The organism is Paenibacillus radicis (ex Xue et al. 2023) (genome assembly GCF_024722015.1).
GTDB lineage: Bacteria > Bacillota > Bacilli > Paenibacillales > NBRC-103111 > Paenibacillus_S.
The window spans coordinates 314,253-334,068 of the sequence record NZ_JANQBD010000001.1 but is presented as its reverse complement, the minus strand read 5'-3'; the positions used below and the strand labels follow the sequence as shown (position 1 = coordinate 334,068).

The window sequence follows — 19,816 nt, the reverse complement described above, 5'->3', positions numbered from 1 at the left end:
GGATGGGAGGAGGAGACAGGCGATGCTTTACAAATCTTGGGGTTCCAAAGTATTCGATTATGCGAACTACGTGGCATTATTTCTGGTTGCTTCATGCACGATTATTCCGTTTCTCTATATTCTTTCGGTTTCCTTTGCCACCTCCCAGGAGGTGCTGACGAAGAAGTTCATTTTGTTTCCGGAGACATTCACTTTGGACGCCTACATCTACATTTTCTCAACAGGTACGGTAGCTCGCAGTATGCTGGTAACTATATTCATAACAGTCGTTGGAACTTTGCTTAATCTGCTGCTAACTTGCTTGACGGCTTATCCTTTGGCGAGGAAGGAGCTGATGGGCAGAAGAACGATGCTGCTGCTGGTCACATTTACCCTGCTCTTCAGCGGCGGCATGATTCCTACCTTCCTGGTAGTGAAATCGATGGGGCTGCTCGACTCGGTATGGTCGTTAATACTTCCGACAGCTATAAGCGCTTTTATTTTGATCATTATAAAAAATTTCTTTCAGCAGCTGCCGGACGGCCTGGAAGAAGCAGCCAAAATCGACGGCTGCTCCGATATAAGAATCCTGTTCAATATTGTGCTTCCATTATCCTTGCCTGCTATTGCGACATTTTCTCTGTTTTATGCGGTCGGGCACTGGAATGCTTTTTTTAACGCAGTTCTGTATATTAATGATCATACGAAATGGCCGATCCAGGTGTGGATGCGACAAATCGTTATTTTGGCTCAAGCCGGTGTAGGGGATTCCTCCGCTATGGCAGGTGAAGCCGTACCTCAATCGCAGACTATCAAGATGGCAATTATCGTGGTCTCGACGCTGCCGATTATGCTGGTGTATCCGTTTTTGCAGAAGCATTTTGCACAAGGCGTATTGATGGGCTCTGTAAAAGGATAAACATTTATCCGCGGGCTTATAGCTTGCTGGTGATGGTTATAGATGATGAAAACATACCAAGGGGAGGATTTACAATGAAACGAAAAGTTGCTGGAAAATTGATGGCTACAATCATGTCCTGCGTAATGGTTGCGGCTGTCGCATCCGCATGCAGTAGCCAAGGTACAGGCACGCAACCTGCTGGAACGGCAGGGACTGGGGCAGGCGAAGCTACTAAGGCAAAGGCACCTGTTGATATTTCTTTAATGATGGCTTTTTTCTCCAAGGAGCCGCCGCGTAGTGATGCCGCTATTAAGAAAATCGAGGAATATACGAATTCCAAATTAAATATTACATGGGTTCCCAACAATGGCTACCCAGAAAAGCTGAATGCGACCATTGCATCCGGATCACTTCCCAAGGTGATGGTTATACCGGATTTGAAAGCCTCGGTCGTAGTGAATTCGGTCAAATCAGGAATGTTCTGGGAGCTGGGGCCGCTTCTGAAGGATTATCCGAACTTGTCGAAGCTGAACGCAACGGCATTGAAGAATACGGCAATCGACGGGAAAATGTACTCGCTGCCGCGGGAAAGAGTACTGGCGCGCAACGGAATTATTATCCGCAAGGACTGGCTTGATAATTTGGGCTTAAAGGAGCCAAAAACGGTTGACGAGCTGTACAATGTAATTAAAGCGTTTGCACAAAATGATCCCGACAAGAATGGAAAAAATGATACGACAGGCATCACAGAAGATAAAAATCTGAATATTTTCAGCCATATGCTGGCCGTTATGGGTGGTGGAAATACATGGGATGATAAAAGCGGAACGTTAAGCCCGGTCTTTGCTTCTGCCGAATACTTGGAAACGATGAAGTTTATGAAAAGGCTGGTTGATGAGAAGCTCATGAACCAGGACTTTGCGATCAATCCAAACAGAGATGATGACTTTAACAAAGGCAAAATTGGTATCGCCTTCAACCCGTTGGACTCCTCTCTGAGCGGTTCTTATGCCGAGCTGAGGAAGCTGAATCCGCAGGCCAAGCTGACTGTTATCAGCCTTATTGAAGGACCGAAAGGGCCGAAGGTGATGGGAGGTTCCGGATTTAACGGCGGCTTCATGATTCCAAAAACATCGGTGAAGACGGAGGCCGAGCTGAAAGATGTGCTGACCTTCATGGATAAAATCATGGACCCGAAAATGCGCGAATTGTTCACATGGGGAATTGAGGGCAAACATTTCAAGAAAGAGAACGGCACCTATGTGTTCACGGATAAAAACGCTTATGTGGAAGAGGTAGATCCGCTGACGCAGCTCGTATTTATAGGGTATAACCTGCTTTATACGGAACAAAGCCAATCGGAATTAGGCAAGACAATCGAACAGATGTGGAAAGAAAACGAATCTATAGCAGTGATGAATCCGGCGCTTCCGGTTGTTTCTAAGACACAGGTCGAGAAAGGGAAAGAGCTGGATAAGGTCATCTCCGATGCACAGGTAAAATTCATTCTGGGCAATATCGATGAGAACGGCTGGAAGCAGGCTATCGAGCAGTGGAAAAAGAACGGCGGAGACAAGGTTATCGAAGAAACAACAGCCGAATATGCGAAGCTAAAAAAATAATAAAATCATAGGCAAGACCGAAGGCTGACAAGATGCAGCCGAGGTCTTGTTTCATATGACATGTTGGAGGCTAAGAAGATGAGAGAAGCAGGTATCGGGCAAGACTCGCTATATAGATGGAAAGACGGACAGCTGTACAGAGGTACGGATCGAATCGGTTGTATGGTTTCTGAAGCAAGCAGCGGCATCAAGTACCATGATGAGATTACAGAAACGGAAGCGGGCGTGTTTCATTGGACGCGCAGCTTTACGGTTGAGAAGAGCCAGCGTGTTGCGATTATGTTGGGTTTTCAAACCTTTTATCCGACGACGTACGGCATGATTCCTGCGGTAACCTACAACGGAAACACATGGGGCTCGGGCTTGGAGCCCAAAGGGTTCGAGAAGGACGGCCAACCATGGACCTTTGCCTATCACCGTGCAGCAGTTGCGGGCGCAACCTATTCGGAAGGCAGCGGATGGTCAGTTGGGCTGTTTGGACAATATGAGGATTGCGGCTTTTCCTGCTCCCTTACGCCGAAGGATGAATATACCGTTCACCGTCTTATTTGGCCCCTTGCGGAGACGCCGGTTACGTATGTAGGGAGGGATCGGGATGGAGATGCCTACCAGGAGGAATGGCTCTGCGAACCGGATCGGGAGTATCGGGTCACGGCTTATCTCGTTATCCGCCCGCTCGCGGAAGCAGGCGCTTCCTGGAGCAAAATGCTGGAAGCCGCGTGGGGCTTGAATTACCATGCCGCAAAGCCCTCGTACCAGGCGCAGCAGCTATGGCAATTGGGGATTACCTATGCGAAGGAGAGTCTGTGGGCCGAGGAGGGGATATTCAAGGGATTTTCGATCGGCTTGAAATGGAACGGCGAAGCTTGGGAGCAAAGAAAGACATGGAGATACAAAATCGGCTGGACCGGTCAAAATATTTCATTAGCCAACTCGCTGCTGGTTGATTATCTGAAAACGGGCGATCAGAGCTCGCTGGATAAAGGGATTGCCGCCCTGGACACCTGGGCGAATTATGCGAGGCTGGACAACGGATTAATCCGTTGTCATTTCGATCATTTGCTCGAGAACAAGCCGAATGCACCTGAAATTCAGGATGCAGTTCACATGGGAGCAGCGGCTTTGAATTATTTTGAAGCTTATGAGCTTGCTGCCAAGTGCGGAGTAGCAAGACCGTCTTACAAAGAAACGGCATTGGGTATTTGCGGTTTTGCTGTGGAGCATCAGAATGAGGAAGGAAAGATCGGCAAAGCATGGAACAACGATGGAACGCCTGTCGATCCTGAAGGAACGATTGGAAGCTCTCTTGTGCCTCCATTGATTAAAGCCTATAATATGACAAATGAAACGAAGTATCTGGATGCAGCAGAGCGGGGCTACAGGTACTATATTAGAGAATTGCTCGATAACGGGTTTACAACGGCCGGTGCGCTGGATACGTATTGTATAGATAAAGAGTCCGCCATTCCACTGCTGAAGGCGGGGTTAGGGCTATATGAAGCAACCGCAAACGTTCAGTATTTACAATGGGCGGAAGCAGCTTCCTGGTATTTAGCTACATGGCAGTGGCATCAAAGCGTAGCCTATCCGTTGGGGAGTGCCCTTCATGCCCTTAATTACGATACGCTGGGCGGTACCTCGGTTTCAACTCAGCATCATCATATTGATCCTTATGCGCTCGATTTTGTTACGGAATGGTTGAAATTAGGGGAGCTTACAGGCAATGATGCATGGATTCAGCGGGCTAGAGCAGCTTGGGTGAATGGCTCCATTGGCATTTCCGACGGGACCTTGAAAGTTATGAACAAGCTTAGACCAGTGGGAAGCCAGGATGAAGGGTATTATCATACGCGTTGGGGATTTTTAACGGAACGGCATGAACAGCCCTTTGACGTAACTGAGTGGCTTGTCGCATGGCCTACGGCTTTCCGGTTGGAGGTTCTGCGCCATTTGGAAAACTGGTCGGTTATTGAGTAAATCCGTATAAACGGTGGAGGAACGAAATGAAAATCAGGCTGCCGCGTCGTTTTTTATATAAAATGATCTTGTTCTGCCTTCTGGTAGGCACCTTGCCGCTTATTTTCCTAGGCGTATTTTCTTATTACAAAGCATCCCAAACGATAGAGAAAAAGGTGCTTCAGGGAAATATGCAAATCTTGACGCAAATTCATTCCAGAGTGGAGCAGGTTCTAAAAAATGTAGACAACTCGGTGACCCAATTCGTTAATTCCTCTTTCGTTAACCAGGCCATGAACAAGTCTTTGTCAGTCGACGATTTTCAGACGGTGGATCAGCTTTTGACGGACTTATATTATTTTCAAACCTTCGAGCTTGGGGTACAAAATGTATCTCTAATTAATTTTAACCGGGAATGGGTTTTGTCAGGGGGCGGGGTGTCCCGATTCGATAAGGGCCAAGTATCTCCTAAGATATCGGAATACAGGTCATCCCCGCTGCTCTCGACTTGGGAAACGGAGGATTACTATGATTCCTACATCTCCTCTGATGATCCGAAAGCGAAGAAGTATTACAGTGTCAATCTGGTCAAAAAGGTTCCAATCAATTCACCCGATCCTATTGGGTTGGCTATTGCCAGGATTCCGACTTACGAGCTTAATAAAAATTTGATTCAGAATGCAGATCTTGGGGAGTTTCTGATCCTAGACCGGAATTATCAAATAATTGCCCATTCCGATTCGAGCATGATCGGGGAGGATGTATCTCAAGCTCCTTACATGGGTAAGCTGATCGCAATGAACAGTCCGCAGGGTTATTTTGAAGACGGGCATACGGGCATCTCGTTCCGCAAATCGGATTATAACGGATGGGTATACATCTCATTGGTTTCAATAACAGCCATGAATAAGGAATCCCGCGAAATAGGCTGGCTGACGTTGATTACTACTTTGATCAGCATTTGTGTTATTTGCATCATTTCCTATAAGGGCTCGCAAAAAATGTACAATCCGATCCGTAAGCTGCATACGATGGTTGCCGACGGTGGAGAGGGCAGTGAGCGAGAAACTATAGATGAAATCGAATCGATTGGCTATTCCATCCAGCATATGAAGCAGACCCAAACGAAGATTAGTAACCAGCTTCAGGAGCAAATACCGCAGCTGACTTATTTTTTCGTCCTCCGTTTGTTCCAGGGGGAGCTGGCGGACCGGGAGATCAAGGATAAATTACCAAGCTTGAACGGGGCAAGTCATTGGAAGACGTTGCATGTCATTGCGGTCCAGATAGATTCATTGGAAAAGACGAGATATGAAGAGAAGGATAAAGACATTCTCATGTATGCGGTGAATAATATTGTGTCCGAGCTTATTCCCGTGCATAATCGTTTAAATCCGATCGTAATGGGGGATTCACTGGTTACTTTGTACGGAACGATGAAGGAAGATGTAGAATTGATCAAAACGGAAGTGAACGAGCTAACCCGCAAAATCCAAAAATCGGTCGGCTATTATTTGGAATTGCCTATTAGTATAGGAATCAGCAAGCCTTACCATGAATTCAATGCGACTCCGCGGGCTTACCATGAAGCTTTGGAAGCATTAAAATATAGGGTGGAACAAGGACAGCCGCTAATTGTATCTCATGATGAGATGGATTTCGTAGAATCGAATAAATTATCGTATCCGGTTCAAATCGAACAAGAGCTTCTGGATGCAGTTAAAGCAATGGATAAAGAACGGATCCAACCGCTGCTGCATCAATTTATGGAAGCCTTAACCGCAGAGCGAATGAACATCAAGCAATATGAATTATCATTGGTGAGGCTGCTGGTTAGCGTAGTCCGGTTCGTGCAGGATTCGGGGCATAGCAAAGTCATATGGACTGAGGATGAGAAATCATTATTGAACCAGCTGCTGGAGCTGAAAAACCTGCATGAGATTGAAAAGTGGTTCCATGATATCATTATTGAGCCGATTATCGATCATTTATCGGATAGCAAGGAAGACCATTACAAGAAAATCATCGAGCAGGTTGTTCATATTATTGAAGAAAACTATAATAAGGATGTTACCCTGGAGATGTGTGCTGCTGCACTTAATTATCATCCTTATTACATCAGCAAGGTATTCCGGTCCCAAACCGGAGTCACCTTCAGTGATTATCTTCATAAGTTCCGCATGGATATGGCCAAGAAATGGTTGGTTGATACGGATATGAGGATCAATGAAATCGCCAAGCAGCTGGGGTTCTATAACGCGCAAAATTTTATCCGATCGTTCAGGAAGCTGGAAGGATTGACTCCCGGCCGGTATAGGGAGCTATATTCGAAGTTGTGAGCTTAAAGTTGAATGAACTCAACTGGTTAACTAGTACGACCCGCTTGTCCCACCTAGGAAGCCAGAACGCCAAGGGAAGGAACCGGTCGATTCTGCACCTTAGCCCCTACAGGAATTTAAAGTGAGAATGCCCTTTCTAATGTTGCTTAAGTCATCGAGCGGAACAGATGCTCAAAGGTTGCTTTCATTGCAAAGGAGACCAGAATACTCTTACGGCTGCGGAAAGAAAGACGATAGATGGAAATCCTCCCGTTAATCCAGCCTGGATATCGTTGGAAAGTAATCTAACTGGAAAAACTCCTGTTAATCTAGTGGATATGGCTGAGATCAGCCAAAATCCTTAGAATTAGCAGGAGAAATTCCAGTTATTGGGCCTGAAATGCTATGTTTCGGAGAAAATAACGTGACAATTTCCTGATAATTGCGTGGGGCTCGCTGAGCTGCCGACTGCGAATGCGAATGCCATACCATGCTGTAAACGAATCTCGAATCCAGCGATTAGCACGCGTTGGAAAGCGAGCTCATCTCTGCTATTCGCTGAGAATACAGAAGCGCTATCGATCCCATAGAATGTGCAAAAGAACCTTTAAGATGGATGGTTCAAGATAAAATGGTGGATGGGTTGTTCCAAAATGAATTTTGGGACAGCCCTTTCTTATCCTATCAGCCAGACTTTATAAGTTCTCAGCGGAGCTGAAGAAGTCTGATATTGCGAGAAAAGCTACAGCTTAGACACAGATGTATCCTCATCGAAAGGGCTTCGATCCGAAGTTTTTCTTAAAACGGATTTGGGTGATTTGTGGAAATAGGTACAGTTCAAGTTAGGTATGATATAAAAACGGGAAATATACGGAATTCACCGAGTAGACTATAATTATGGGGAGACGTAGAAAAAAGGTGAATAGTAAACAGGCAACTGGACACAAAATACAAGCAAAGCCAATGGAGGGAAGATGTAATATGCAAGCGGCCGTATTAAAAGGGACTCATCACATTGAAGTGACAGGTTGGGAAAACAAGGAGCTGGCTTCCGATGAAGTAAGAATCCGGGTAAAAAGCTGCGGCATTTGCGGTACGGATCAGCACATCTATCATGGGCACCCGGGTTCGGCGGCAGTAACGCCGCCGATTGTGCTGGGTCATGAGTTTGCCGGCGAGGTGATGGAGCTGGGTGCAGGGGTTACGACTCTTAAAGTAGGCGACCGGGTTTCCGTCGATCCGAATATGTATTGTGGAAGCTGCAAATATTGCCGTGATGGGCGTGTTCAATTATGCGATCGTTTACAAGCGGTTGGTGTTACACGAGATGGAGGCATGGGGGAATGGTGTACAGCGCCTGCAGCTAATTGCTATCTGCTGCCGGACTCAATGAGTTATATAGAAGGAGCTATGGTTGAACCTCTTGGTTGTGTGCTGCACGGCTTTAAGAAAATCGACATACGTCCGACTCATACCGTACTGGTGATAGGCGGGGGTTTTATTGGACAGCTGTTTTTGCAGCTGGTCAAGAAGCAAGGAGCCTCCCGTATTGTTGTCAGCGAACCTGCTATTGACAAGCATGCCGGAATTCTTGCGCTGGGAGCAGATGAGGTAGTGCAGCCAACAGAAGCTGCATTGGAAGGGCTGAAGAATCGGGCCGATGTGGTTATTGAATGTGTCGGGCGCAAAGATTCTATGGAGCTGGCCATTGAAGCAGCGGGAAAGGGAGGCCAAGTGCTGCTGTTTGGTGTAGCCTCTCCCGAGACTCAGATCACGGTATCTCCTTTTGCCATTTTTTCCAAGGAGCTGCGGATTTATGGTTCCTTCATTAATCCACATACTCATGAGGAAGCGATTGCACTTATTGAACAGGGCATAGTTCGTGTAGAGCCTATTGTAAGTCACAGATTTAAGCTGGAGGAAATACCCGAAGCGATGAGCCGGTATGGGCAATTAAATGTAGCCAAAGGCGTAATTGTATATTAAGCGGCTGCCGCTGCCCTCGACTATGGTTGTATAGCGAGCGGCAGCGGTTTTATTTATATGGTATCCCGCGGACGCTGCCACTTTTTACGGAAGGCTAGAGGTGTCATTTCTTCGCGATGTTTGAACAGGGATATAAAATGGCTGACGTTATCGGTTCCACATTGTGCGGCAATTTCTGCGACAGGTATGCTGGAGTACTTAAGCAACTCCTTGGCAAAGGTGATGCGGCGAGTGATAATATATTCGTTTGGCGTAAGTCCGGAGTACTTCTTGAACAGCTTGGCCAAGTAGTATTTGTTGACCGCGAATTGTTCGGCTATCGAATCCAAGGTAAGCTTCTCTTGAAATCGCGAGTCCATTTCTTGCATTACGGCAGCCACAAGGCTGGGAAGAAACGGCTCTGAAGCCGCCGGATGCTCGTAAGCTGAGAGCAAAGCTTGTGTCAGCAATTCTGTAATAACCAACGAGCTTAGCAGCTCTGTCCGGACGTCCTGCTGCCGGTGGAGCTCGATCAAGCGCATGATGAGAGCCGGAACAGGCGAGTCAGACGGCAATGTAACTACAGGCCCTTCCGGAGCGAATTGCTCGTAATAGCCGGGGCTCGTCCCTCCGTGAAAATGAACCCACAGCATCTCCCACAAATGGTTTTTGTCAGTTTCGTAATACTGGTATTCCATACAATCGATGAAAAAAAGCTGACCGGGTTGAAGCGTATAGGATTTTCCTTTGTACTGGAGGTGCCCGATGCCAGCAACCGTATATACAATCAGGTATGATTCCAAAAATTCGCGCTCCGTGCTATAGCCGGATAAGGTTTGAAAGCTGCCTGTCTCTTGTACATAAAAGTAAGCCTGTTTGGCGGTTAAGCTGGGAGTTGCGATAAGCCGGACAGAGCTCTCTGTCCAGTTGCAAACCGACTTTTCCTTAATGTGGGGCATAGCTGCTCCTACCCTCCTGCAAGATTCCGATATTTTTGACCAAGATAGTTGGATGTATTCTATATTGTAAGCCGTTACAATTGGATTATAAACCTATTATTTTGAGAGACGGGGAGGATGTTGAAATGTCGCTGCTGCTTCCGCTAAAACCGGTAAAAAAGCCAAGAATCGGGTTGTATTCCATAGGTCTTCGCGCTTATTGGAGTCAATTCGAAGGATTGAAGGAAAGGCTGCTTGAGTATGGACAGTTTTTGGAGAAACGGATGTCAGAGTGGGGCGAGGTCTATTTTTATGGGCTAGTCGATACGGAAGGAGAGGCGAGAAAAGCGGGCGAATGGTTTAATTCGCATAATGTGGATCTTGTATTCTGCCATTCGGTCACCTATTCAACGAGCTCCGCTGTTCTGCCTGTCCACCAAATCTGCAAGGCTCCAGCTGTCATTCTTAATCTGCAGCCGACTGCACAAATAAACTATGACCATACGACAACAGGGGAATGGCTGGCTCATTGCGGCGCTTGCCCGGTACCGGAAATATCCAATGCGTTTAATCGCAGCGGTATCGATTTCAAGGTGGTAAACGGTCTGCTGGGGCTCGATTATACACCCGCCATCTCGCTGGCGGTGGAAACGACAAGCGAGCGGAAGGAAGCTATTCGCGTATGGCGGCATATTGAAGAGTGGATTCGGGCAGCCTCGGTTCCGAGAAATTTGCGGCATAGCCGATTTGGCTTTCTTGGGAACACCTACAGCGGGATGCTGGATATGTATAGTGACTTTACTATGATCCAAGCGCAAACGGGTCTGCATGTAGAAGTGTTGGAAATATGCGATTTGAACCGTCTGCTGAAGGATGTGAGTGAGCAAGAGGTTAGGGTGAAGCGGGAACAGGTCGAGGCGATGTTTCAGATTAGCGGCGATTCACCGACGGATCCGATTGCAAGGAAGCCGACTGAAGAGCAGATGTATTGGTCAAGCAAGGTAGCTGCGGCTCAGGAAAAGCTCGTAAGGGAGTACGATCTGGATGCTTTGACCTACTACTATCACGGCGCTCCTGACAATGAATATGAGAAGCTGCAGGGGGGCTTCATTGTCGGCCATTCACTGCTTACCGCGCAGGGCGTACCCTGTGCAGGTGAGGGAGATTTGAAGACAGCACTTGGGATGAAAATTTGCGATATTGCGGGTACAGGCGGCAGCTTCTCGGAAATTGTCGTGGTTGATTATGAGGATGAGACGATATTGCTAGGGCATGACGGCCCGTTCCACATTGCAATCTCGGACGGCAAGCCGACGCTGCGCGGAATGGGGCTTTATCATGGCAAGCAAGGAACTGGCATATCGGTCGAGGCCAAGGTGAAGACCGGTCCAATTACAACGCTGAACGTGACGCAAACCGGGGATGGGAAGCTGAAGCTGATCAGTAGTGTTGGGGAAGCAACGGACGGTCAAATTATGAGGATCGGCAATACCCAAACGCCTGTCCGTTTCGGGAAGCATCCGGATGACTATATGGAGCAATGGTTCGCTGAAGCTCCGACCCATCACTGTGCCTTGTCCATCGGGCATAATGCTTCACTGTTCGCCAAGGTGAGCCATCTTATGAATATCAAGCATGTTGCTTTATAGAGCCAGATTAGAAAGTTACTTTTTGACTTATAGCCAAGGAGAGTGAACCTGTGGAGCATATGTCCTTTGTATTGAAGATTGATCCGAACGATGCTGAAGCCTATCAGAAACGACATGAGAAGGTTGATCCTGAGCTTGAGGAGCAGTTTCGGGCTGTCGGTATTCACAGCTACCATATTTTCCTGCATGAAGGTACGCTGTTTGTTTACATGGCGGTCGATAATTTCGAGGAGGCAATGAAATCGCTGCAGGATCATCCGGCTAATGTGCGGTGGCAGGCATACATGTCCGATATGCTCGAAGTCTGGGAGAGCGGAAGTACGGTCAAGGCAATCCCGGCCATGTATCACTTTGTAAAGAACTAGTGTGTAAGAATGATCTGCATAAGAACATGGTATGTGAGTGTAAGCCGCTGACGAATTTCGTTGGGGGCTTTTTGCCGTGAATTTTTCTCGACTCTATAGTCGCATTAAAGGGAAAAAATTGTAAAACATCGAATCTATATAAGTAACAATTTGGGAGAAACGGGATGGTGCAACCATGTTAAAAGGCAGATTTTTCCGTAACAGCTTGATCTTGATTCTGCTTATTTCCAGTATCCCGGGCTTTATAATAGGCTTCATCGTATATTGGATGGGCGGGGAGCGCCTTGAGAATGAGATGCTGCAGCTGCATAAAAATCAAATATTGCAAAGAGCTGCCAATATCGACGATCAATTCTCCTATATCGAGCAATCTCTTGCCCACTGGGCTTTCGATCCGAAGTTCAATTCGAGCCTGCTGACAACGAATTTTTTCAAAGATTTCGAAGTGGCGCGAGATGTTACGAAAACATTAGGTGTCATGCAGGGATCAACGCCCTTGGCGAGGCAAGCTGAGCTATTCGTTAACGGTGTGAAGCCGATCCGATTTTCTCCTGAATATGATGTTATCCAGAGCTCCATACTTATGAACAGCTACAGTCAAATGCTGGCTAGCGGGCAGTTGGCTTTCTGGATAAGCTTGGACACAGATCCGGCCCAGGACGGAGTAAAGGATTTAACCTTAGTGCATAAATTGCCTGGAGTTGATTTTGAACCATTCGGTGCTTTGCTGGTCCGAATAAATGCAGACAAGGTTTCCGGTTTACTTAAAACGCTGACACCCTATAATGTTGGGGAAACATTCATTATGGAGACAAGCGGAAATGTTCTGGTAACGAGCACAGGAGTCTCCAAAGAGGCTTTATTCGATGAGGCTTTAAGAAATGAGGTGCTCCATCGGGATTCAAGATCAGGCTCCTTCCTTTATGAATGGAAGAAGACCACTTATACCGTCTCCTATGGGGCCTTCTCGAGAATCGGTACGGATTGGATTTACGTCTCCGCCTCTCCTATTAATGCAATTACGAAGCCGGTTGTTATTATATCGAGACTAATCCTGTTCGTCAGCGGTTCGGCTCTGCTTCTGGCGTTTCTCTTATCCTGGCTTGCTTCACGACGCATCTATTCTCCAATTGACCGTCTTGTTCGACTGCTTGCTGCCAATAAGCTGTTCGCAGGAAATATGAACGAGCAGAATGATGAGTTTAAAATGATCGAGAAGGAATGGCTGCACTTAAGCAGGGAAAGCACGACCCTTCAAAACAGGCTCGAACAGCAGCTCCCTCACGTCAAAGAAGGCTTCCTGCTGCAGCTTGTGCAAGGATTTCTTTACTCCTATTCGGAGGAAGATTTGAAGGAGCGCATGCGGAATTTGGACTGGATGGTCGATGAACGGCTGTTTCTGGTCATGCATATTCAACTTACAGGATTCGAAAATTTAACAGGACGTTTTTCGCAGGGCGATGAGGGTTTAATTACGTTTGCGGCTGCAAATATGATCGAAGAGCTGGCTGTTAACCGATGGGAGCAAGCGAACGTAATAAATTTTCATGATTTATCGGTTGGCTTGCTGATTATGGTACCTGCGGATCAATCCTATCGAATGGAGCTCCACGCATTTAGCGACGAATTGATGCAGGCGATCAACCACATATTGAAGCTTCAGGTGTCCGTAACCATAGGGAAGGCAGCATACTCCGTTGTACAAATCCCATTATGTTATGAGGAAGCCAAACAGGCATTAAGCTATCGGAACTTTGAAAATGAGAATCAAATGATCGATCTGGAAATGCTGGAGGTTGTTGAGGAAAGCGATGAACTGCGGTATCCGTTTGTGCTTGAGAGAGAAATCATTCAATTGATTCGCACAGGCCGGCAGCAGGAAGCGGAGACAACGATTGCTGCATTTCTGGAGGCGTTGCGGGAAAGAGGAGCTAAGGAAATTGATATTCAGCAAAGCATGCTGCAGCTGTTGGGGAGTATTCTTCATGCTATTCGTCATTCAGGCATGGATCCGAATCGAGTGTATAAATCCGTCAATCTGTACGAGCAGCTGACTCAAATCCGGGAACCGCAGAAAATGATTAAATGGTTCAACGGCAAAGTGATACAGCCCTTTGTGATGGAATTGGAGGCAAGATCCGATGTGCAGATCAAGAAGGTTATTGAATCAGCGATGATTTACTTGCAGAATCAGTACATGAACGATATTTCGCTGGACAGCTGCGCTGATCATACAGGCTTGAATCCGGTAGCCTTGAGTAAAACCTTCAAACAGGTTACCGGGAAAAATTTTATCGATTATTTGACGGAGCTGCGAATGGGTAAAGCCAAAGAGCTGCTGGTAGATACGGAGCTGAAAATTAACGATGTCGCCGTCCAGGTAGGCTATCAGCACAGTTATTTTAACCGTATATTTAAAAAACAGGAAGGCATTACGCCGAGCCAATATCGTGAAATGGCCCGAAAGACGTAATGGCCTTCGAGTGTGAGAAATCGTAATTCCGTTATGACGACCGAATCAGAGCCCTATGCACCAAAACAGAGAGATAAAGGAACCGGCTGTTCCTTTATCTCTCTGTTTTTTGAGCTTTTCAGATGACAGAGGAACAAGTAGTTCCGCTGATATGAGCTAAATCTGTCAAGCGGGGTACAATTACTCTAACACGGCGTTCCCTTGAACCAGCAGCGCCTGCAGTTGCTTAATATCAACCTCTGCAGCTGTCGTACTGTTAGCGCTGGCAATTGCTGCGGCCGTGCCAGCCGCTTGTCCTGTGGCCATGCAGCTAGGAGTCAATCTTGTTGTAGCCAGAGCTTCGTGCGAAGTGGATATGCAGCGTCCGGCTGCCAGCAGATTGTGCACCTGCTGCGGGACGAGGCAGCGGTAAGGGATGTCGTAGGCTCCATCCCCTCGGACCAAGGCTTCGGTCACTCCTTTGCCGGATGGATCGTGGATATCGATCGGATAGCCGCTTCGCGCGATGACATCATCGAATCGTCTACCTGTGACAACGTCGTCGATGCCGAGCTGATACAACCCGTCAATCCTTCGGGTTTCACGAATACCGATCTGAGTGGCTACAGATGAAATGGAGGCTTGGGCGAATCCGGGAACAGAGGATTGCAGAAATTCGGCCATTAGCAGAACCTGCCGCAGCCCTTCCTCTTCCGCCTGAGTCAAGTCTTCGACATTGGTACCGTCTAAACCCTGCACCCGGGTGCAGTTGACCAGAACCTCGTCATGAGCCGGTCCGGTGAACAATAATACCTGATCCCGGTTAATCGGCACTTGAGCCGCATTCCACTGGGAATAAAAGCCCTGAATGCCCGTAAGAGGTAAAACGTTTAGCTCACTAAACGGCGTTTTGTGATAAAAATTAGTTGGATTCTCTATCATATTTTGGCGGATGGCTTCAATATCTACTCCGCGCATACGAAATTTCATTGTCATCGGCTGGGTCCGCTTATCTCCATCTCGTCCCATCAGTGTAGGGACTCCAGATAAATAAGCGACGTCAGCATCACCCGAGGTATCGACAAACATGCTGCCGGACACTTGGATAGGGCCCGATTTTCCTGTGAGCTGAACCGAACGGATATACTGATCCTCCACCTGAACGCCGTCCACGAAACTGTGCAAGAGCAGCTTAACGCCAGCCTCCTTCAGCATATCGATGGCCAGCAGCTTATAAATTTCAGGATGATACGGCGTAACGGTATGGACAAAACCAATGGTATCACGCAAATGACCGGGCGATCCTCCGCGTTCAATTAACCGCTCGACAATCTCCTGCCCGATTCCTTTTATAACTTGCAGTCCTTGTTCCGTGTGAAAGGTCATCCATGGATAGACGGAGGCTGCGGTTGACATACCGCCGAGGAAGCCGTACCGTTCGATCAGTACCGTGCTTGCCCCTTGTCTTCCAGCGGCTATGGCCGCATTGATCCCGGCAGGCCCTCCACCGACAACAACAACGTCCGCCTGTAGCTTGCGAGTCATTTTCATCTCTCCTATTCTTTTAACCCTGTCATAGCTGCGCCTTCAATAAATTGCTTTTGTGCGAAAAAGAAGACAATAAGCAGCGGCAGCGTCGCCATGGCTGAAGCGCTCATCAAATGATGCCAGGATGTACCTGCTTCATCGGTAAAAAGTGATAGCGCGAGCGGTAACGTCATTAGTTTACGGTCATTAATAAAAATGAGCGGTTCAAAAAAATCATTCCAGCTTGTCAGAAAAGTAAAGATGGTCAATGTGGCTATCGCAGGCTTGGCCAGAGGCAGCATAATATTCCAATAAATACGAAATCTTGAACAGCCATCGATCATAGCCGCTTCTTCCAGGTCCTTCGGTATTCCAAGGAAAAATTGGCGCATGACGAAGACGCCGAAGACGCCGCCCGCCCCGAATATCGGCAGTACAATCAGCGGTACATGCGTATTGAGGAAACCAATATCGCGCATGAACAGAAACATCGGGATAGCGGTTACTTCGGTAGGAACCATCATGGTGCTTAAAAGCAGTAAAAATATGAGGTTTCTCCCTATGAAAGGGATTCGGCCGATGGCATAGCCGGCAAGCGAAGCGAAGAAAATCGTTCCGATCACAACGACAATGGCGATATATAAGCTGTTTAAGTAAAACAAATGAAATGGGATGATTCGTAGTACCTCTGCGTAATTTGCCCAACGGATGGGCGATGGGATAAACTCCGGCGGGAATACGAAAATTTTGGCCGGTTCCTTAAGCGAAGTCGAGATCATCCAGATAAAAGGAACGAGCAGCAGGACGGAGAACAGGGTTAATACCGCATAATGGAGAGTAACACCTATCCGATTAAAGGCAGTTGCTGCCAAAGGTTTAGTTTTCATGAAAAATCCACCTTTTCCTAAGCGTCCACTGAATCAATGTGAATGCCATGATCAGAAAGAAAAGAATATAAGCCAAAGCTGAAGCGTAGCCGAATTCAAACAGCTTGAATGCTTTTTCCCAAATATAATACACCATTACTTTGGTGCTGCTTCCCGGACCGCCTTGAGTCATGACGTAAATTTGTCCGAACACCTTCATTGAGCCAATGACCGTCATTATTATCGTAAGAAATAAAGTCGGTGTTATTAGTGGAATCGTAACTCGAAAAAATTGCGTAAATCGTCCTGCGCCGTCTATTTTGGCCGCTTCATATAAATGAGCAGGGACCTGCTGCAAGGCTGCTATAAACAGTACCATGTTTAAGCCGACGTTTTTCAGCACGCTGGTAAGGATAACCGCGGGCATTGCCAGCTTGGGATTATACAGCCACGCCGGCCCTTGGACGCCGATTAGCTGCAAAATCTGATTAATAAAGCCGGAGTCTGTGGCGAACATATATTTCCAGACGATAGACCAGACGATCAGTGATGTCATAACGGGAACGAATAGGGCTGTGCGGAACATGCTGATGCCAGGCATGCTTTTGGCCAGCAGAACTGCTAACAATAGAGCTATCCCAATGTTTAACGGCACCAGCCCCGCTGCAAAATAAAAGGTGTTGCCGAGTACGCGCCAAAAGTCGCGGTCGGTCACAATGCTAACATAATTGTCGAAGCCAATGAATTTGGATTCACCAAGTAGGGGCCAATCCGTCAAGCTCATATAAAATGCCTGGAGCAGAGGGACCAGCAGTATGGCAGCAAAGCCAATTACCATAGGCGAGACAAAAATCCATCCTGTAATGTTCGCTTCGCGTGCCAATGGATTCATTATTTTTTTCCTTTTTGCTAAAGGTGAATTCGCCATATCATTTCGCCCCTAACTATCGATCGCATTGCGGAAGTCATGCACCGCTCGTTGGATTTCATCTGCGCTCTTGCCTACAACGACAGCGCCAAGCAGCAAGGCTTTAACACCGCTATCCTTTAGGGCAGGAACATCGGCAGCAACCAATTTGCGCTGGGACGGCACAATTACAGGTAAATTGGCTGTTTGGGCCAACCAACGATACCGCAGCAGGTCAGCAAAGTTTAGCGGAGTCCCATATTCCGATGAGGGAATAACGGAAGCTTCCAGAGCTTCTATAGGAAAAGCTTTTGCAGCTTCGAGCAGTTTGGTGTCAAACTGACTATCAATAGCGAAGGTAGCGGCCAGTTTGGGAGCATGCAATAAAAAGGTAGGCATATGCCACGCGTAGATCGAGAAGAAGTCTACATCCAAGTCACCCAGCTGTTCGATCTCCTGCGGGTTAATAGACTCAAGCGAACCACCTGGAACAATACCTAACGGACCGTTGAATTGTGAACGAATGCTGCGAAAGGTTTCGGCATATTCGGATAAGGGGCCGAAGCTGTTACCGCTGGCACGATGATCTACATTAATGTGTACCTTCAGTCCATCGGCTCCTTCCTGTAAGGCTGCTTTGGCCAGATTCAGATCGTTCGAAGGCAGGCTGACGAATAGTTGAAGCTTAGGTTCATGTAAGGCTTGGCGTAATCGGTTCATGTGAACTCCCTTCTTAGTAAAGCAACGGCTCGTTATGGAACGAACCGCTGCTTGATCCAACTGTTATTTTTTAAAAAGCGGAGTTACTTTCTCGTCCATCGTTTTTATAATTTGCTCAGGCTGTGCGGTTTGCCCGAAGAGCTGATCAAATCCGGCTAAAATCTCATTATCGATCTTTTGCCATTGAACATGTCCTGGCTGTACGATAGCTTTGGCCATCTCATCGATAACGGCTTGCTTGATGATAGACGGGTCCGGACTGTCGGGCTGTTTGAGAAAGGAATCCGAGTTCAGCACGGACTTGCGTGGAGGCACGAAGAAGGTGGATGAAGTCTGAATACCTTCCTGGCTGGCAAAAAACTTCAGCAGCTCCTTGACTTCCTTCTGATTTTTACTTTCTTTAAACACGACGTAACCAGCTTGCCCCATCATGGGAACGGAACCTTTCGATCCGGATGGCATTGGAGCAATACTCCATTTAAAATCCTTGATGGTACGAGCTTTGGACACATAGCTGTATACATCGAAGAACATGCCTATTTTCCCTGATTCGAAATTGATTTGTTCTCCTGCTTTAGGATGAGATTGATCCACGAACATCATATTTTGAACCATTTTCAAAGTATCAACACCGTATTTATCGTTCCATGTAAACTTGGTCATATCTTTATCGAACGGCCCACTGCCGTTAGACCAGGCATACGAAGAAAGCAGAATCCAGGTTTTCCAATCACGGAAGAAATTGGCGCCGTATATTTTGGTTGCTCCATTACCGCTTGTAATGGCTTTGGCAGATTTGACAAACTCTTCCCAAGTCCATTTGCCTTGTTTGGCCAGCTCGTTAGGAGAGGCAAGCCCTGCTTTTTCAAATAAATCCTGGTTATAGAACATGACGCTTGGAGGTGTAGAGAACGGTAATCCGTACAATTTGCCGTCTTTGGTAAACAAGTTCAACGTGGAAGGAATGAAATCGTCCAAATTAAATGATGCATCTGCTTTCACATCAGACACATCCGCCAAAATGTTGTTAGCCATGAACTGCGGCACCATACGCTCGGATACCCAAGCAAGGTCTGGCAGCTCCCTACCTGCAGCTAGCACGGATACCTTCTGTTGATAGTCGGCGAATGGAATGGATTCCATAGTTACCGTGACGTTCGGATGCGTCTTTTTGTAAGTCTCAAGCAGCTTGGTGTACATATCGAGATGCGCTTGATTCCCCCAGGTCAAAAACTTCAAGGTTACCGGCTTATCGCTTGCACTTGCTGGAGTTGTACTAGTTGGTTGGGTTGTTTCCTGCTTGGAGCATCCTGCTGATAACGCTATCATAGGTATGACTAAAAGACTGCTTACCCATTTCTTCATGTAATTCCCCCCTGATTCTTAAGAACTGGTCTACAGCTTTCATTATATGGGTAGAGGTAGCCTCAAAAAATCACGCAGCTTTTAGATTTGGTTCGTTATTTATAGATGTTGTTCCAAAAGTCGACTTTTGATCACGAAGCAACTCAGGAAGCGTATTCGGCATCGAATCTTGCATTCAGGCTCGAAGTCCGGTGCTCATTTAGGTTTGCCTAAACTCCGCTCCTCCTTCTTCACCTTCTTGCAACCTTCTCGGTGCTGAAAAGTCGACTCTTGGAACTCGCATTTA

General features: G+C 47.0%; 14 protein-coding genes. 8 read left to right on the top strand and 6 right to left on the bottom strand.

Features of this window, described 5'->3' with window-relative positions; translation table 11 throughout:
- Nucleotides 1-22: 22 nt before the first annotated feature.
- The 5 genes from NV381_RS01405 to NV381_RS01385 all read left to right on the top strand — a co-directional run bounded on the left by NV381_RS01405 (nucleotide 23) and on the right by NV381_RS01385 (nucleotide 8,762).
- Nucleotides 23-898 carry a carbohydrate ABC transporter permease gene (locus tag NV381_RS01405; protein ID WP_258211462.1) on the top strand — a complete coding sequence of 292 codons (876 nt, stop codon included), beginning with the start codon at nucleotides 23-25 and terminating at the stop codon, nucleotides 896-898.
- A gap of 74 nt (nucleotides 899-972) precedes the next feature.
- Nucleotides 973-2,502, top strand: a complete 1,530-nt coding sequence (locus tag NV381_RS01400; protein WP_258211461.1) for an extracellular solute-binding protein — start codon at nucleotides 973-975, stop codon at nucleotides 2,500-2,502.
- 78 nt (nucleotides 2,503-2,580) lie between these two features.
- On the top strand, nucleotides 2,581-4,479 hold the full coding sequence (locus tag NV381_RS01395) for a hypothetical protein (protein WP_258211460.1): 1,899 nt from the start codon (nucleotides 2,581-2,583) through the stop codon (nucleotides 4,477-4,479).
- Nucleotides 4,480-4,505: 26 nt separating this feature from the next.
- Nucleotides 4,506-6,797, top strand: coding sequence for a helix-turn-helix domain-containing protein (locus NV381_RS01390; protein WP_258211459.1), 2,292 nt, complete (start codon nucleotides 4,506-4,508; stop codon nucleotides 6,795-6,797).
- Nucleotides 6,798-7,757: 960 nt separating this feature from the next.
- A complete protein-coding gene (locus tag NV381_RS01385; protein ID WP_258211458.1) occupies nucleotides 7,758-8,762 on the top strand; it encodes a zinc-dependent alcohol dehydrogenase family protein in 1,005 nt (334 codons plus the stop codon).
- Nucleotides 8,763-8,815: 53 nt separating this feature from the next.
- Here NV381_RS01385 and NV381_RS01380 read toward each other — a convergent pair whose 3' ends face one another.
- On the bottom strand, nucleotides 8,816-9,700 hold the full coding sequence (locus NV381_RS01380) for a helix-turn-helix transcriptional regulator (RefSeq protein ID WP_258211457.1): 885 nt from the start codon (nucleotides 9,698-9,700) through the stop codon (nucleotides 8,816-8,818).
- Nucleotides 9,701-9,825: 125 nt separating this feature from the next.
- Between NV381_RS01380 and NV381_RS01375 the strand changes: the two genes are divergently transcribed.
- The 3 genes from NV381_RS01375 (at nucleotide 9,826) to NV381_RS01365 (ending at nucleotide 14,166) form a co-directional block, all read left to right on the top strand.
- Nucleotides 9,826-11,328: an L-fucose/L-arabinose isomerase family protein gene (locus NV381_RS01375; RefSeq protein WP_258211456.1), complete on the top strand. Its 1,503-nt coding sequence runs from the start codon at nucleotides 9,826-9,828 to the stop codon at nucleotides 11,326-11,328.
- A gap of 59 nt (nucleotides 11,329-11,387) precedes the next feature.
- On the top strand, nucleotides 11,388-11,693 hold the full coding sequence (locus NV381_RS01370) for an L-rhamnose mutarotase (protein WP_258211700.1): 306 nt from the start codon (nucleotides 11,388-11,390) through the stop codon (nucleotides 11,691-11,693).
- A gap of 175 nt (nucleotides 11,694-11,868) precedes the next feature.
- Nucleotides 11,869-14,166, top strand: a complete 2,298-nt coding sequence (locus NV381_RS01365) for a helix-turn-helix domain-containing protein (RefSeq protein ID WP_258211455.1) — start codon at nucleotides 11,869-11,871, stop codon at nucleotides 14,164-14,166.
- Nucleotides 14,167-14,346: 180 nt separating this feature from the next.
- Here the strand turns inward: NV381_RS01365 and NV381_RS01360 are convergent, their stop codons facing one another.
- From NV381_RS01360 to NV381_RS01340, 5 genes are all read right to left on the bottom strand, one after another.
- The gene (locus NV381_RS01360) at nucleotides 14,347-15,690 is read right to left on the bottom strand and encodes an FAD-dependent oxidoreductase (RefSeq protein WP_258211454.1); all 1,344 of its coding nucleotides are present in this window, start codon (nucleotides 15,688-15,690) and stop codon (nucleotides 14,347-14,349) included.
- 11 nt (nucleotides 15,691-15,701) lie between these two features.
- Complete coding sequence (locus NV381_RS01355) at nucleotides 15,702-16,559, bottom strand: carbohydrate ABC transporter permease (RefSeq protein WP_258211453.1); 858 nt, start codon at nucleotides 16,557-16,559, stop codon at nucleotides 15,702-15,704.
- On the bottom strand, nucleotides 16,549-17,430 hold the full coding sequence (locus tag NV381_RS01350) for a carbohydrate ABC transporter permease (RefSeq protein ID WP_258211452.1): 882 nt from the start codon (nucleotides 17,428-17,430) through the stop codon (nucleotides 16,549-16,551). Before NV381_RS01350 ends, NV381_RS01355 begins: the two co-directional genes overlap by 11 nt.
- A 48-nt stretch (nucleotides 17,431-17,478) precedes the next feature.
- Nucleotides 17,479-18,165, bottom strand: coding sequence for a hypothetical protein (locus NV381_RS01345; protein ID WP_258211451.1), 687 nt, complete (start codon nucleotides 18,163-18,165; stop codon nucleotides 17,479-17,481).
- Between the two features lie 63 nt (nucleotides 18,166-18,228).
- Entirely contained in the window at nucleotides 18,229-19,530 is a 1,302-nt protein-coding gene (locus NV381_RS01340; RefSeq protein WP_258211450.1) for an ABC transporter substrate-binding protein, read from the bottom strand.
- Between the last annotated feature and the right edge of the window lie 286 nt (nucleotides 19,531-19,816).

Excerpts from the sequence above, each read along its gene's own strand:
- NV381_RS01400 (WP_258211461.1), top strand. The coding sequence starts at position 973 with ATGAAACGAAAAGTTGCTGGAAAATTGATGGCTACAATCATGTCCTGC.
- NV381_RS01355 (WP_258211453.1), bottom strand. The coding sequence starts at position 16,559 with ATGAAAACTAAACCTTTGGCAGCAACTGCCTTTAATCGGATAGGTGTT.
- NV381_RS01385 (WP_258211458.1), top strand. The coding sequence starts at position 7,758 with ATGCAAGCGGCCGTATTAAAAGGGACTCATCACATTGAAGTGACAGGT.
- NV381_RS01380 (WP_258211457.1), bottom strand. The coding sequence starts at position 9,700 with ATGCCCCACATTAAGGAAAAGTCGGTTTGCAACTGGACAGAGAGCTCT.
- NV381_RS01360 (WP_258211454.1), bottom strand. The coding sequence starts at position 15,690 with ATGACTCGCAAGCTACAGGCGGACGTTGTTGTTGTCGGTGGAGGGCCT.
- NV381_RS01350 (WP_258211452.1), bottom strand. The coding sequence starts at position 17,430 with ATGAATCCATTGGCACGCGAAGCGAACATTACAGGATGGATTTTTGTC.
- NV381_RS01390 (WP_258211459.1), top strand. The coding sequence starts at position 4,506 with ATGAAAATCAGGCTGCCGCGTCGTTTTTTATATAAAATGATCTTGTTC.
- NV381_RS01365 (WP_258211455.1), top strand. The coding sequence starts at position 11,869 with ATGTTAAAAGGCAGATTTTTCCGTAACAGCTTGATCTTGATTCTGCTT.
- NV381_RS01340 (WP_258211450.1), bottom strand. The coding sequence starts at position 19,530 with ATGAAGAAATGGGTAAGCAGTCTTTTAGTCATACCTATGATAGCGTTA.
- NV381_RS01375 (WP_258211456.1), top strand. The coding sequence starts at position 9,826 with ATGTCGCTGCTGCTTCCGCTAAAACCGGTAAAAAAGCCAAGAATCGGG.
- NV381_RS01405 (WP_258211462.1), top strand. The coding sequence starts at position 23 with ATGCTTTACAAATCTTGGGGTTCCAAAGTATTCGATTATGCGAACTAC.
- NV381_RS01395 (WP_258211460.1), top strand. The coding sequence starts at position 2,581 with ATGAGAGAAGCAGGTATCGGGCAAGACTCGCTATATAGATGGAAAGAC.
- NV381_RS01345 (WP_258211451.1), bottom strand. The coding sequence starts at position 18,165 with ATGAACCGATTACGCCAAGCCTTACATGAACCTAAGCTTCAACTATTC.
- NV381_RS01370 (WP_258211700.1), top strand. The coding sequence starts at position 11,388 with ATGTCCTTTGTATTGAAGATTGATCCGAACGATGCTGAAGCCTATCAG.